The organism is Curtobacterium sp. MCJR17_043, assembly GCF_003224315.2.
GTDB lineage: Bacteria > Actinomycetota > Actinomycetes > Actinomycetales > Microbacteriaceae > Curtobacterium.
Genome location: NZ_CP126259.1, coordinates 3228638 through 3242718 on the forward strand (window position 1 = coordinate 3228638; position 14081 = coordinate 3242718).

General features: G+C 71.9%; 8 protein-coding genes and 6 pseudogenes. 6 read left to right on the forward strand and 8 right to left on the reverse strand.

From position 1 onward, the window contains the following. Positions 1-25 precede the first annotated feature (25 nt). A complete protein-coding gene (gene galU / locus DEJ15_RS16740; RefSeq protein ID WP_110824057.1) occupies positions 26-916 on the reverse strand; it encodes a UTP--glucose-1-phosphate uridylyltransferase GalU in 891 nt (296 codons plus the stop codon). A 103-nt stretch (positions 917-1019) separates the two neighbouring features. Between galU and DEJ15_RS16745 the strand changes: the two are divergent. Continuing rightward, positions 1020-1605 (forward strand): annotated as a pseudogene (locus DEJ15_RS16745) (5-formyltetrahydrofolate cyclo-ligase). A gap of 1 nt (position 1606) precedes the next feature. Beyond that, positions 1607-1699 (forward strand): annotated as a pseudogene (locus DEJ15_RS19125) (FmdB family zinc ribbon protein); the annotation flags it as partial. Positions 1700-1761: 62 nt separating this feature from the next. Here the strand turns inward: DEJ15_RS19125 and DEJ15_RS19130 are convergent. Next, positions 1762-2016 carry a hypothetical protein gene (locus DEJ15_RS19130; protein ID WP_349814951.1) on the reverse strand — a complete coding sequence of 85 codons (255 nt, stop codon included), beginning with the start codon at positions 2014-2016 and terminating at the stop codon, positions 1762-1764. 36 nt (positions 2017-2052) lie between these two features. Here DEJ15_RS19130 and mscL point away from each other — a divergent pair, with 36 nt between their 5' ends. Next, on the forward strand, positions 2053-2556 hold the full coding sequence (gene mscL / locus DEJ15_RS16755; protein ID WP_110824060.1) for a large conductance mechanosensitive channel protein MscL: 504 nt from the start codon (positions 2053-2055) through the stop codon (positions 2554-2556). Positions 2557-2574: 18 nt separating this feature from the next. Here the strand turns inward: mscL and DEJ15_RS16760 are convergent, their stop codons facing one another. Both DEJ15_RS16760 and DEJ15_RS19810 read right to left on the reverse strand, forming a co-directional pair. Continuing rightward, complete coding sequence (locus tag DEJ15_RS16760) at positions 2575-3183, reverse strand: CDP-alcohol phosphatidyltransferase family protein (RefSeq protein ID WP_284175309.1); 609 nt, start codon at positions 3181-3183, stop codon at positions 2575-2577. A 433-nt stretch (positions 3184-3616) separates the two neighbouring features. Continuing rightward, positions 3617-7317: pseudogene (locus DEJ15_RS19810) on the reverse strand (AAA family ATPase). A 234-nt stretch (positions 7318-7551) separates the two neighbouring features. Between DEJ15_RS19810 and DEJ15_RS16770 the strand changes: the two are divergent. Continuing rightward, positions 7552-8426 (forward strand): annotated as a pseudogene (locus DEJ15_RS16770) (HpcH/HpaI aldolase/citrate lyase family protein). Positions 8427-8989: 563 nt separating this feature from the next. Then, positions 8990-9871: an aldo/keto reductase gene (locus tag DEJ15_RS16775; protein WP_110824066.1), complete on the forward strand. Its 882-nt coding sequence runs from the start codon at positions 8990-8992 to the stop codon at positions 9869-9871. A gap of 100 nt (positions 9872-9971) precedes the next feature. Here DEJ15_RS16775 and DEJ15_RS16780 read toward each other — a convergent pair whose 3' ends face one another. Next, entirely contained in the window at positions 9972-10475 is a 504-nt protein-coding gene (locus DEJ15_RS16780; RefSeq protein ID WP_110824067.1) for a hypothetical protein, read from the reverse strand. Between the two features lie 155 nt (positions 10476-10630). On the opposite strand from DEJ15_RS16780, the pseudogene DEJ15_RS16785 reads away from it, so the two are divergent. After that, positions 10631-11611: pseudogene (locus tag DEJ15_RS16785) on the forward strand (NAD(P)H-quinone oxidoreductase). 38 nt (positions 11612-11649) lie between these two features. Here DEJ15_RS16785 and DEJ15_RS16790 read toward each other — a convergent pair. The 3 genes and pseudogenes from DEJ15_RS16790 to DEJ15_RS16800 form a co-directional block, all read right to left on the reverse strand. After that, positions 11650-12396: an amino acid ABC transporter ATP-binding protein gene (locus tag DEJ15_RS16790; protein ID WP_110824069.1), complete on the reverse strand. Its 747-nt coding sequence runs from the start codon at positions 12394-12396 to the stop codon at positions 11650-11652. Next, positions 12393-13290 (reverse strand): annotated as a pseudogene (locus DEJ15_RS16795) (amino acid ABC transporter permease). Before DEJ15_RS16795 ends, DEJ15_RS16790 begins: the two are co-directional and overlap by 4 nt. Positions 13291-13297: 7 nt before the next feature. Further along, entirely contained in the window at positions 13298-13993 is a 696-nt protein-coding gene (locus DEJ15_RS16800; RefSeq protein WP_349814909.1) for an ABC transporter substrate-binding protein, read from the reverse strand. Positions 13994-14081 lie beyond the last annotated feature (88 nt).

Genomic DNA, 14081 nt, shown 5'->3' on the forward strand with positions numbered 1-14081 from the left:
CCGGACCCGTGCGGGATGGGTCGACTCATTCGCCCGCGTTGAACTCCTTGAGCCAGGACTTGAGGTCCGGGCCGAGGTCCTCGCGGTCCGAGGCGAGCTGCACGATCGCCTTGATGTAGTCGAGTTTGTCACCGGTGTCGTAGCGGCGTCCACGGAAGACGACGCCGTACACGCCACCTGTCCATTCCTCGGCGCTCGCCATCTTCATGAGCGCGTCGGTGAGCTGGATCTCGCCGCCCTTGCCGGGCTCCTGCTTCTCGAGGACGTCGAAGACCTCGGGGCGGATGACGTAGCGGCCGATGATCGCCAGGTTCGACGGGGCCTCACCCTGGGCCGGCTTCTCGACCAGGCCGGTGATCTTCACGACGTCGTCGGTGTCGGTCTCCTCGACGGTCGCGATGCCGTAGAGGTGCGTCTGCGACGCCGGGACCTCGAGCAGGGCGACGACCGTGGCGTTCTTCTCGCCCTGGACCTCGATCATGCGCTTGAGCAGCGGATCGCGGGCGTCGATGATGTCGTCACCGAGGAGCACGGCGAACGGCTCGCGGCCGACGTGCATCTTCGCGCGGAGCACGGCGTGACCGAGGCCGAGCGGGTCACCCTGACGCACGTAGTGCATGTCGGCCAGGTCCGTGGACTGGTTGACCTTCTGCAGCTTCTCGTGGTCGCCCTTCTTCTTGAGGGTCTCCTCGAGCTCCGACACGTGGTCGAAGTGGTTCTCGAGCGCGTTCTTGTTGCGCCCGGTGATCATCAGCACGTCGGTGAGTCCGGCGTCGACCGCCTCCTCCACCACGTACTGGATGGCCGGCTTGTCGACGACGGGGAGCATCTCCTTCGGCATCGCCTTGGTCGCGGGGAGGAAGCGCGTGCCCAGCCCTGCGGCGGGGATCACTGCCTTCGAAATCTGGAAGCCCATGGACAGACCGTATCCGAAACGCATTTCGCGGGCATGTCAACTGATAGGAGGACAGGCAGATCAGCGGGAAGCCGCAGTACCGGCGCTCGCTACACTCTTCGCCATGACCGCCGATCTCGGGAACGAGAAGCGCGCCCTCCGAGCCGACCTCCGGCAGCGGCGACGCAGCCGGACCTCGACCGTCCGCGACGCCGACTCCCTCGCCCTGACCGCAACGCTGCAGCGCTTCGTCGAGGAACGCCAGATCACCTCGGTCGCGCTCTACCTGTCGGCGCCCGACGAACCCGACGTCCGTCCCTTCCTGGCCTGGGCGTTCGAGCGGGGCATCCGGGTGCTCCTGCCGATCACCCGCGAGGACGGGCTGCTCGACTGGGCGGTCGGCGACGGGTCCTCGGAGCGCGAGGGACCGTTCGGCATGCCGGAGGTCGTCGGCGAGGTGCTCTCCCCCCCTGGCGATCAACGACGTCGACGTGATCATCACGCCGGCCGCCGCCGTGGGGCACGACGGCGTCCGGATGGGGTGGGGACGCGGGTACTACGACAAGACCCTCGGGTCCATGGCCAACCGCCCGCCCGTCTATGCTGTGGTGTTCGACACGGAGTACCTCGACGAGGTCCCGCGCGAACCCCACGACGAACCCGTCGACGGCATCATCACGCCGTCGCGCATCATCACGTTCCGGAGCTGACGTGCCCACCTACTCGTACCGCTGCACCGAGTGCGGCAACGCGTTCGACATCAAGCAGGCCTTCTCCGACGCCACGCTCACCGAGTGCCCGGTGTGCGGCGGGGTCCTGCGGAAGGTGTTCTCGCCCGTCGGTGTGACCTTCAACGGTGGTGGCTTCTACCGGACCGACTCGCGCGCGACGCCGTCGGGGTCGGGATCCGGCTCGTCGTCTGGTTCCGGCTCGTCGTCGGGGTCGGGCTCGTCGTCGGGGTCGTCCGGCTCCTCCGGGTCCTCGTCCGGCTCCGGGTCGTCCTCCGGGTCGGGGTCGTCCTCCGGGTCCGGGTCGTCCTCCGGGTCCGGGTCGTCCTCCGGGTCGGGGTCGTCCGCGTCCTGACCGGCCCCGCGCCTCCTGGTTAGGTTGGACCGGGCCACCGCGCGGTGGCCGTCCACGACAGAAGGGGGGCTCGCGTGAAGGGCTTCAGGGAGTTCCTGCTCCGCGGGAACGTCATCGACCTCGCGGTGGCGGTCGTCATCGGTGCCGCGTTCACCGCCATCGTGACGGCGGTCGTGACGGCGTTGATCAACCCGCTCATCGGTGCGGTCTTCAACGCCTCCAGCTTGGACAAGGCCCTGATCGTGTCGTTCCCGACCGTGTCCGGTGGCGACACCGAGCTGCTGTTCGGCAAGGTGCTCGGCGCCGTCCTGAACTTCGTGATCGTCGCCGCGGTCGTCTACTTCGCGCTCGTCGTGCCGGTGAACCACCTCAAGAAGGTCGCGTTCGACCGGACGAAGCACGACGAGGAGCAACCGCCCGCGGACGTCCCGCCGACGGACGTCGAGGTGCTCCTCGAGATCCGCGACCTGCTGCGCGCCCAGCAGGGTGCCGAGCCGGGTGTCGGCGGGCACGGGGCGCACGTCGCTCCGGCGGACGCACCCGAGGGCGCCGGCATCGCCGGAACGACGAAGCTGTAGGCGGGCGCGGCGCCGGTGCTAGCGCCGGGAGGGTCGGCCTACGCCGGAGCGCGCTGCGCCCGGTGCTTCCGGGCCATCTCCCCCCGCGTACTGCAGCCCGGCGAGGACGTGCCCGACCGTGCCGAGCCAGACGAAGACGAGACCGACGTCCCGGACCCAGTGGTGGTCGGCGGCGACCGACGTCGACGAGAACAGCAGGACCGGCAGCCCGACGAACAGCAGCGCGGACCGGATCTTGCCCGTCCACGTCACGCGGAGGTCCGGGTTGCCGCGGAACCACGCGCTCGAGAGCGCCAGGAGCGCCAGGTCGACGGCCACCACGACCACGACGATGATCCACGGCAGCAGCCCGACGAGCACGAGCGACAGCACGATCGCCACGATCGCCAACCGGTCGGCGATCGGGTCGAGCGTCTTGCCGAGCTGGGACTCCTGGTGGAGTCGTCGCGCCAGGAACCCGTCGGCCCAGTCGCTCACGCCGAGGACCACCAGGGAGGCCAACGCCCATCCCGGGTGTCCGGCGACGACCAGCCCGACGTAGACCGGGATGAGGGCGAAGCGCACCAGCGTGATGAGGTTCGGCAGCGTCTGCCAGTCGGGCCGGGTCCGCCGGGAGGGCTCCGTCATCACACGCTTCCGTTCGGGGTGGGTCACTGCAAGGGTACCGGTCCGACCCGTGCACTCGTCGGTCGCACCCGACCGGCGGCAGGCCGTCCTCCGTCAGGCGGGACGGTCATCCCCAGTGCGGCGGCCGGTCGCGGAGGAGCCGGTCGTCGTTCTCGCCCGTGCCGTGGCGCGCCGGTTTCGGTTCCGGCGCCGGTGTCGGGTCGCTGCCGGGGACCGCACGGGTCGTGACGCGCCTGCCGGAGCGGGACGAGCCTCCCGGCCCGGTCGACCGCGGCAGGGCGGGTGCCGGGGTCGCCGCGGGGTCGGTGGCCGCCCCCCGACGCGTCTCCTGCCCGGGACGCACCCGCGTCCGGTGTCCACGTCCCCGTCAGGTGGTCCGTCGTCGAGGTCACCGGTCCTGCCTGCCGCGAGGCCCGGCGTGGGACCCTGGCGGTCATCGGCGTGCGGGCACCGGCGGGATCGAGATCTCCTGGGTGGCACCGCGGTCGACCCCGAGCACCTGCGCCACCGTGTTCGCCACCCGGTCCGGGTCGGAGAACAGCTGGAACGCGTGCACGCGGACGTAGTGCCAGCCGAGACGACGGAGCACCTCGGGACGGAGCCGGAGCGACTCACGCAGCGACCCCTTGACGAGCGACGCATCGGTCTCGATGGTGACGCAGACCCCGCCGTGCGCGGCGACCAGGCCGAGCTTGCCGCGGTGGCCGAGCGCGACCGGGATGCCGCGCATCTCGAGCCGCCGGGCCAGGTCGACGAGCAGCGGGTCGGAGTCGTCCGGCACGTACTCAGCGGTGGTCCGGGCGCGGACCTCGGCCAGGATCTCGGCGAGGGCGACCGTGCCGTGCCCCATGCGCTCGGCCTCGATGTCGGACGGCTGGAAGCACGTGACGATGACCATCGACCGACGGGCACGGGTCATCGCGACCGCGAGCAGCCGCTCACCGCCGGGCTTGCCGAGGGGACCGAAGTCGCGGAGGACCCGACCGTGCGGGGTCCGGCCGTAGCCGATGGAGAACACGACGCGGTCGCGGCTCTGCGCCACGGACTGCTCGAGGGTGGCGACGATGAACGGCTCCGGACGGTCACCGATGACGAACTCGGTGAGGTCCTTGTGGCCCTGCGCGGCAGCGAGCACGGCCTGCTCGACCCGGACCGCGTGCTTCGCTGAGGCCGTGATGACCATGAGCGACTCGGTCGGACGGGTGCGGGCGTGCTCGATGACGTGCCGGACGACCCGGTCCACCTCGGCGTCGACGCTCTCGACGGCACCGGACTCGGGGTCCGGCACGGCCTTGCCCTCGCTGACGTAGTCGAGCGCGATCGAGCCGTGGCCGAGGAACGAGCCGGCCCAGGGCAGCGACTCGATCCGTCCGCCGTAGAAGCGACGGTTGACCAGCTCCGCCAGGTCCTCGCCGCCGGCCCGGTACGACCGGGTCAGCGACAGGGTGGGCAGGAGCGTGGACAGCTTCGCGAGGGCCGAGTCGGCGTGCAGGGCGTCGAGCGTCTCCTCGTCCACCTGCAGCGCGCGGTGGTCCGGGTCCACGGCGATGCGGAACGGCGACGGCGTCTGCGTGACCGGGTCACCGAACACGACGGTCTGTCGGGCGCGACGGACGGCGCCGACGGTCTCGGCGATCGTCACGGCACCGGCGTCGACGAGGATCACGGTGTCGAACGGCATCGTGTCGGCGATCTGCGCGACCTCGTACGGGGGAGGCGAGCCAGACCGGGGCGATGGCGCGGGACAGGTGCGGTGCGGAGTCGTGGAGCAGACGCGACGTGATCGCGCCCTCCTTGAGCTGCGTCTTCAGCGCGGAGGACTCCTCCGGCCAGTCGACGAGCCCGACCTTCCAGTTCTCGGCGAGCTGCCACGCCAGGCCCTGGGACACCCCGGCCGCGTGCGCGTCGTCCACGAGTCGGAAGTCGGCCTCGACCCGGTCGAGCATGTCCGTGTTCGCACCGAGCAGGGCCCGGTCGGACTCGAGCATCGTCTCGAGCGCGGACTGCCACCAGGCCAGCTCGAGCTCGGCGGGCACCTGCACGTCCGGCACGTGCCGGTTCGCCAGGTCGGTGAGCAGCGGCTCGAGCTGCAGGTCGCGGAGGGTCTGCATGAGCTCGGTGCGCTCCTGCAGGTTGTGCAGGACGTCGGACTCGGCGGCCAGTTCGGCGATCGTCGGGACGAGCTCGTCGATCGGCAGGTTCGCGAGCTGCTGGTCGCGGCTGGTGCGACCGAGCGGCTCGTCCAGTCGGGACAGGTCCTCGACGACGTTCGAGAACAGCACCTGGACGTCGGCTATGCCGGTGGGGACCTCGGGGTTCACGCCCGCGGCCACGTAGCGCTGCCAGAGGACGCGCTGCTGCTGGACGCGGGTGAGGGCCTCGTGCAGGTCGGACACGTGCACGCCGGGACGGACGTACTCGCGGGCGAGCTTCTTGAGCCGACGGCGGTTCGTGCTCGACATCGGCGCGCCCTCGCCCCGGGGAGCGGTCGCGGCGACGAGTTCGGACACCGACCGGTCGAACACGATCGGCAGGAAGCGGTCGAGGGTGTCCCGGATCTCGGTGAGCAGGCGGAGGTAGATGCCGAGCTCGTTGATCGTCGTGAACTGCCGCATGTGCGTCGACGCCACGAGGTCGTGCGCGCGCTGCAGGAGGGCCGGCAGCGCGCCGCCGTCGAGTTCCCGCGCGGTCGCGTGGGCACGCTGGGCGCCGTCGCTCGAGGTGAACCTCGCGCCGTACCAGGGCGAGTCGTCGGGGCCGTAGCGGAACTCGCCGAGGTTCGCGGCGCTGACCATGGTCTCGGCGACGCGGGCGCGACCGGTGACCATCGAGACGACGGACTGCTTCGACAGCCGGGCCGTCGTGGACGGGGCGACCGGCAGCAGGGACAGGCGGGAGAGCTCGACCAGGCAGTCGAGCACGCTGACCCCGAAGTCGGGGTCGGTGCGGGTGAGGGCACCGCGGTAGTCGGTGAGGACCTTGCGGAGCCGCACCAGGGCGTCGTCGACCTCGCGGAGGTTCGGTCGGCTCGCCTTCTCGTTGCGGGCGATCGCACGGACCACGTCACGGCGGAGCGTCGCCGGGGTGACGGCGACGCCAGGCAGGTGCACCTCGCCGAAGCGGGCCGCGATGCCACGGAGCGTGGCGCGGCGCGGGCTGACGACGAGGACGCGCTTGTTCGCGGCGACCAGGCCGCCGAGGGCGTTCACGATCGTCTGCGTGCCGCCGGTGCCGGGGAGCGTCTTCACGACGATGGAGTTGCCGGCCGTGATCTGCGCGATCACGTTCTCCTGCTCGTCGTCGGCGTCGAGCAGCAGGGTGTCCGTCTCCGGGCTGCGCTCGTCCGACGGCGTCTGCTCGACCGGGTGGTACGACTGCTCGACCTGCCACTTGGCGCTCGGGTTGCCGGCGAGGGCGTCGAGCACCGGGTGCGCGAGGTCCTTCGTGTCCTCAACGAGACCGGTCGCGACCTCGGCGAACGTCGACACGACGAGCCGGGCGTGCACCGAGAAGCCGGGGATGTGCGCCGTCAGGCCGCGGAGCCGGTCGATCACCGGGTTCGGGGTGAAGGAGCCGTCCTGCTGGGCGAGGGCGACGAACGACTGCGCGTCGAGGGTGATGCCGAACTGCTCGCGCAGCGCGTCGGCCAGGCCCGGGTTGAGCACCGGTTCACCGAGCAGCCGGACCTCGAAGTCGCGGCCGTGTCGTCGGATCGCGAGCGGGCGGAGCAGGACCGGGCCCCGGTGGTGCTCGTCGCCGTGCTCCCAGTCCGCGATGCCGATGCCGAGCTTGACGGCGTCGATCCCGCGGACGGTGGCGAGCTCGGTGCCCTTCGCCTCGACGTGTCCGGCGGCGACGCGGGCGGCCCGCAGCGCGACCTCGTCGCGGATCAGGCTCGAGAGCAGCGTGGTCTTGCCGGTGATGAACTGGGCCAGACCGCCCGGATGCGTCGTCGAGAGTTCGATGCGCGCGCGGGGGGTGGTCGGCGAAGTGCACGAGCGGGCTCGTCCCACCGACGCCGGCGAGCTGCTCGCGCCACGCGTCCCACGCGGGCTCGGCCGCGTTGCCCGCGGTCAGCCGCGGGTCGCCGAGGCTGATCGCGTGCGGGCTCGTGACCTGGAGCTCGGGGCGCAGCGGGGACTGCTCGTCGGGCAGGTCGGTGCCCTCGACGGGGGCGTCGTCGTTCACGTCGTCCTCATCGTCGGTCGCCCTGTCCACTCTCCACACCCGCCCACTGTAGGCGGAAGCGCTGCGGCACTCTGGCAATGAGCCCGCTGTTTCGGCGTTTCACCCGACCCGGATGCGCTGTGGTGGACCGCCCCGCCGCCGCGCCGGGGCCGGGAGGCGCGGGTGTGGTACCAACGGTGCATGGCCACCGACGACCGTCCTGTTCCGTCCACCCCTGCCGTGTCCCGGCGTCGATCGGTCCCCGCCGAGATCTCGCGCTCCTGGCTCCTCGTCGCCGGCACCGCCGCGGAACGCTTCGAGCGGGCCACCCGCTCCCGTGCCGACCAGGTGATCCTGGACATCGAGGACGCCGTCGACCCCGCCGCGAAGCCGTCCGCCCGCACCACCGTCGCCGCCTGGCTGGCCGGTGGCGGCGAGGCCTGGGTGCGGATCAACGACGTCACGACCGAGTTCTGGGAGGACGACGTCGAGGAGCTCCGCGGCCTGCCCGGGCTGCAGGGCGTGATGCTCGCGAAGACGGAGTCCCCGGCGCAGGTCACCGACACGTGGCACCGGCTCGGCGGACACACCCCCCGTGATCGCGCTGGTCGAATCGGCGCTGGGCATCGAGGAAGCGGTGTCGATCGCCCGCGCGCAGGGGGGCGTTCCGCCTGGCCTTCGGGAGCGGCGACTACCGCCGCGACACCGGCACGAGCGCGGACACCCTCGCGATGGCGTACCCGCGGTCCCGCCTGGTGGTGGCGTCCCGTGTCGGCGACCTGCCCGGACCGATCGACGGCCCCACCGTCGGTTCCTCGCACCCGATCCTGCGCGAGCAGTCACAGGTCGCGGTGTCGCTCGGCCTGACCGGCAAGCTCTGCCTGGACACCGAGCAGCTCCCCGTCATCAACGAGGTCATCTCGCCGACCCCGACCGACGTCGCCTGGGCGCAGGACTTCCTCGACGACTTCGAGGCGCGCGGACGCGTGATCCGCGACGGGTCGGACCTGCCGCGACTCGGACGGGCGCAGAAGATCCAGCGCCTCGCCCAGGCGTTCGGGGTGGAGGCGCGGTAGGAACGGTGCCATGACCTGGTCGAACGTCCCCGGATCCGGACCGCAGCAGCACCCGGGCGCCCGGCAGCACAGCGAGGCCGAGCGCGTCGCGTGGGAGCAGGGTGCGACGTCGCTGTTCCCGCCGGCGAAGATCGCGGACCGGGTGTCCACCGTCCTGCTCCTGGCGGCCGGCGCGGTCCTCACCGCGATCGCCGCGGTCGCGGGCGTGATCGCCGTGGCCTCCACGACCGCGTCCTGCGGCGCCGACGACGGCTGCTCCCCCCGGCGGGACCGTCGGCGGTGCGGCGATCGCGGTCGGCGGAGCGTTCGTCATCGGGGTCGTCACGCTCGTGTTCGCGATCCGCGCCTGGATCCGGCGACGGACGTCGTGGTGGATCGCCGGGATCGGCTTCGTCCTGACCGTCGCCGTCGTCACGTGGGGGGACGGTGCTCGTCGTGCAGGCGCTCGACGAGCAGGGCGTCGGCCCGGGGCGCGGCTTCGACACCGCACAACTCCCCGTCCCCTGAGCCGCCCTGCGTCCACGGCTGGACGTCCGCCGACCGGCGCGGCGCATGCTGGGCCCATGAAGCAACGAGTCATCGGAGACACGTCCGTCAGCGCCATCGGACTCGGCGGCATGCCGATGTCCATCGAGGGCCGGCCGGACGAAGCGCGCTCCGTCGCCACCGTCCACGCCGCCCTCGAAGCCGGTGTCACCCTCATCGACACCGCCGACGCGTACCACCTCGCCGCCCACGACGAGGTCGGCCACAACGAGGAGCTCATCGCCCGGGCCGTCCGCGAGTACGGCGGGGACACGTCGGAGGTGCTCATCGCCACGAAGGGCGGCCACCTGCGGCCGGAACCCGGGGCCTGGGCACAGAACGGCGACCCCGCCTACCTCAAGGAGGCCGCGAAGGCCTCGGCGAAGCGTCTCGGCGTCGAGGCGATCGGCCTCTACCAGTTCCATCGCCCGGACCCGGCCGTCCCGTACGCGGACTCGGTCGGTGCGCTCGCCGAACTGCTCGACGAGGGCGTCATCCGCATGGCGGGCATCTCGAACGCCACGGTCGACCAGATCCGGCAGGCGAACGAGGTCCTCGGCGGCCGTCTCGCATCGGTGCAGAACCGGTTCTCCCCCGTCTTCCGGTCCAGCGAGCCCGAACTCGAGCTCTGCGACGAGCTCGGCATCGCGTTCCTGCCGTGGAGCCCGCTCGGCGGCATCGCCGGTGCGGCCGACCTCGGCACCACCGCCGAGGACTTCGCCGTCCTCGCCCGGGAGCGGGACGTCACCCCGCAGGTCATCGCGCTCGCGTGGGAGCTCGCGAAGAGCGACGTCGTCATCCCGATCCCGGGAGCGTCCCGCCCGCAGTCGATCCTCGACTCCGTGACGGCCGCGACCGTGAAGCTCCGTCCGGAAGAGGTCGAGCGTCTCGACGCGTCGCGTCCGGAGCAGGCCGCGTAGGTCCACCGCGCGCCGCGGCGAGCCGACCGGATCGCGCACCACGGGCCTCCCGTCCGGACGACGGGAGGCCCGTGGTGCGTCCGTCAGCGGACGGCGCCGCTCAGGACGCGCAGGTCGAGTCGAAGTCGGTCCCGGCCGTCTGGACCGCCGTGGCCGAGTCCTGGAACGCGCCGAGGTCGGCCGACTGCGGGTCCTTCGTGATCGCCTCGAGTCGCGTCACCATGTCGCCGTAGGCGCTCTGGAACGCCTCGGCCTTGCCCTTGACCTCGGTGTTGCTCACCGCGTCGACACCGGCGTCGATGTCCGCGTCGAGCTCCTTGAGCTTGGCGACCGCGGCGTCGGGGTCGGACTGCAGCTTCGTGGCCTCGGACTGCAGCCCCTCGGCCGCCGACCGCACCTTGCTCTCGAAGGCGGCGCACGCGTCGGCCTTGGACTGCGAGCCCGACTGCTCCTCGGCGGCCTTCGACGGTGCGCTCGAGGACCCGCTCGTGGCGCCCTGACCCTGGGTCCCCTCGGCCGTCGTGCTGCCGCCGGAGGAGCAACCGGCGAGCAGGACCGCGGCGAGCGCTGCGGTCGCGAGGACGGAGACGTGCTTCGTGGACATGGGATCCCCCCCTGGTCGGTGTGGGGCCGCCGACCGGAGGCCCCGTTCCGCCCCGACAGTACTGATCGGATGCTCAGGGAGTGCGGGACGGCCACCCCCCGTCCGCCCAGCCCCGTCTGCCCCGTCCCGTCCGGGGACGCGCGTACGGTCGAGGGATGCGTGCCATCACCATCTCCCAGCCCGGCGACGTCGACGTCATGTCCCTCGGTGAGCTCCCCCGACCCGGTGCCCGGCGAGGGCGAGGTCCTCGTCGAGGTCGCGGCGGCCGGCGTCAACAACGCGGACCTGCAGCAGCGCCAGGGGGAACTACCCGCCGCCGCCCGGAGCGTCCGACGTGCTCGGGCTCGAGGTGTCCGGGACGATCCGTGCGCTCGGCACCGGCGTGACGGGCTGGTCCGTCGGAGACCGCGTGTGTGCGCTCCTCAGCGGCGGTGGGTACGCGTCGCTCGCCGTGGTGCCGGTGGCACAGCTCCTGCCGGTGCCGGACGGGCTGGACCTGGTGTCCGCCGGCGCGCTCCCCGAAGCGGCCTGCACGGTGTACTCGAACATCGGGATGCTCGCCGGACTCCGGCCGGGGCAGACCCTGCTCGTCCACGGTGGGACCGGGGGGCATGGGATCGCACGCAGTGCTCTGGGCGAAGGCCCTCGGCGCCCGGGTGGTCGCGACGAGCGGTGGCGCGCGGAAGGTCGCGGCCTCCCGCGAGCTCGGCGCGGACCTGGTCGTCGACCACCGCGAGGAGGACTTCGTCGAGCGTGCCCTGGCCTTCACGGACGGTGTCGGCGTGGACGTCGTCCTCGACGTGGTCGGTCCGTCGTACCTGCACCGCAACCTCGAGGTCCTCGCGCCGAACGGGCACCTCGCGATCATCGCCGCCGGGTCCGGGCCGGACGCGACCCTGCCGATCGGCCAGCTCATGCGGAAGCGCGCCTCGGTCAGCGGCACGACCCTGCGGGCACGACCGGCTGCCGAGAAGGCCGAGATCGTCGCTGCCGTGCGGCGGGACGTGTGGCCGTTCGTCGAGGACGGCCGTGTCCGTCCGGTCGTGGACACCGTGCTGCCCCTCGCCGACGCGGCCGAGGCGCACCGGCGTCTGGCGTCCGGCGACGTCGTCGGGAAGCTGCTGCTCGCCGTGTAGCGGCGGCGGCGGTCACACCGTCGACGGCCGTGCCGCCGCTACGCGTGCACGCGCGCCAGGAACGCCCGGAGCGCCGGGTGCTGCGGGGCGTCGAGGACGGCCGCGGGAGCGCCCTGCTCGACGACCTCGCCCTCGTGCAGGAAGACGATCCGGTCGGCGACGTTCCGGGCGAAGTGCATCTCGTGCGTCGTCATGAGGATCGTCGACCCCTGCTGCTTGAGCTCGGTGACGAGGTCGAGCACCTCGCCGACGAGCTGCGGGTCGAGGGCGCTCGTCACCTCGTCGAGCAGGAGCAGCTCCGGGTCCGACGCGACGGCCCGGACGATCGCGACGCGCTGCTGCTGCCCACCCGACAGACGGTCCGGGTACGAAACGGCGAAGTCGCCGAGCCCGATCCGGTCGAGCAGGCGGCGAGCCGTCGCCTCGGCGTCCGCACGGGAGGCCCGGTGCACCTTGCGCGATGCGAGGGTCACGTTGTCGAGGACGCTCATGTGCGGGAACAGGTTGAACTGCTGGAAGACGACGCCGATCCGTGCGCGGGTGGCGTCGACGTCGACGCGGGGGTCCGAGACGTCCTGGCCCTGGAGGAGGACCTGCCCGTCGTCGATGCCCTCGAGCAGGTTCACGGTCTTGAGCAACGTCGACTTGCCGGAGCCGGACGCCCCGATGACGCAGATCACCTCGTGTCGGTGCACGGTCAGGTCGATCCCGCGCAGGACAGGTCGGTCGCCGAAGGACTTGCGCAACCCACGCAGTTCGAGGACGGGAGCGGTCTGCTCGGTCACACCGTGCCTCCGATCTGTTCACGCTGCTGCTGCTTCCGGGCGACGGCATCCGTGACCCGGATGAGCGGCAGGCTGATGAGGACGAAGAGCAGGCCGGCGACCAGGTAGGGCGTGAAGTTCGTCTGCTCAGCCTGCGCGATCTGGGCGCTGCGGACGGCGTCGACGGCGCCGAGGATCGAGACGAGCCCGACGTCCTTCTGCATCGACACGAAGTCGTTCATGAGCGCCGGCGTGACCTTGCGGATCGCCTGCGGCAGCACGACGAGCCGCAGCGTCTGCGCGTGGGACAGGCCGAGCGACCGGGCGGCCAGGCGCTGGGACGGGTGCACCGCCTCCATGCCGGCGCGGAGCACTTCGGCGACGTACGACGAGTAGGTCAGCACGATCGCGATGGTGCCCCAGAACTCGGGCGCCAGCCGCGGGAAGACCCCGAGCCCGGGCAGGCCGAACCCGACCAGGTACAGCACGATGATGAGCGGCAGGCCGCGGAACAGGTCCGTGTACCCGGTCGCGAGCATCCGGAGCGGGAAGAACACCGGGCTCCGCAGGCCGCGGACGACCGCGAGCAGGGTGCCGAGCACGGCGACGCCGATGCTGGCGGCGAACAGGATCCGGACGTTCAGCCAGAGCCCGAGCAGGATGTCGGGCAGGGTCTCCCACGCCACCTGCGGGTCGAAGAACGACCGCTGCACCGCGGCCCACCCGGGGGGTGTTGACCACGCCGACCCAGACGAGCGCGACGACCACGAGCGTCGAGACGACGGACACCACGACGGAACGGCGGCCGCGCTGCTGGCGGTAGAGCTGCCGCTCGCGTTCGACCTGGCTGGGTGCCGGGGCGGCGACGGGCGCGCCCACGCCCGCCGGACCGCCCGCACCGGCGGGCAGGGTCATGCCCGCGTCACTTCAGGACCGGGGTGTTCGTCTCGGAGGAGAGCCACTTCGTCTGCAGCTGCTCGAGCGTGCCGTCCTCCTCGAGCGACTCGAGGGCGTCGTCGACCTTGCTCGTCAACGCCGAGTCCTTCGGCAGGACGAAGCCGAACTGGTCGCCTGCGTCGTCGGACGGGAACTGCGCCGACACGGTGCCGTCGTCGAGCTGGGCGGCGGACATGTAGAAGGCGGTCGGCAGGTCGGTGACGATCGCGTCGATCTGGGCCGACTTGAGCGCGAGCACGGCGTCGTCGTTCGAGTTGAACACCTGCGGGGTGACGCCGAGCACGGACTTGACGCTCTGGATGCTCGTCGACCCGGCGGCGACGCCGATCGTGTCCTGCTTCAGCGCGGCGATGGTCGTGTCACCGGCGGCCTCCGACCCGGTGGTCGTCACGACGGCCTGCGTGGTCGTGTAGTACGGCGTCGACATGTCGACGGCCTTCTTGCGCTTGGCGTCGATCGAGAACTGCTGGATGTTGAGGTCCCAGTCCTTCGCACCAGGGGCGATCGCGCTGTCGAAGGTGCTGCGCTCCCACACGACGTCGCTCTTCGCGTAGCCCATCTCCTCCGCGACGGCGTAGGCCACGGCGGACTCGAAGCCCTTGCCGGACTCGGGCTGGTTGTCCTCGACCCAGGGCGAGTACGCCGGGTCGCCGGTGGCGATCGTGAGCTTGCCGTCGGTGACGGTGCCGTCGGCGTTGTCGCTGCTGCCCCCCTGCGGAGCATGCGGCGAGGGCGAGCGCGGCGACGGC

Coding starts and splice junctions, on each gene's coding strand:
- DEJ15_RS16760 (WP_284175309.1), bottom strand. CDS start 3,183: ATGACGGAGCCCTCCCGGCGGACCCGGCCCGACTGGCAGACGCTGCCG.
- galU (WP_110824057.1), bottom strand. CDS start 916: ATGGGCTTCCAGATTTCGAAGGCAGTGATCCCCGCCGCAGGGCTGGGC.
- DEJ15_RS16780 (WP_110824067.1), bottom strand. CDS start 10,475: ATGTCCACGAAGCACGTCTCCGTCCTCGCGACCGCAGCGCTCGCCGCG.
- DEJ15_RS16775 (WP_110824066.1), top strand. CDS start 8,990: ATGAAGCAACGAGTCATCGGAGACACGTCCGTCAGCGCCATCGGACTC.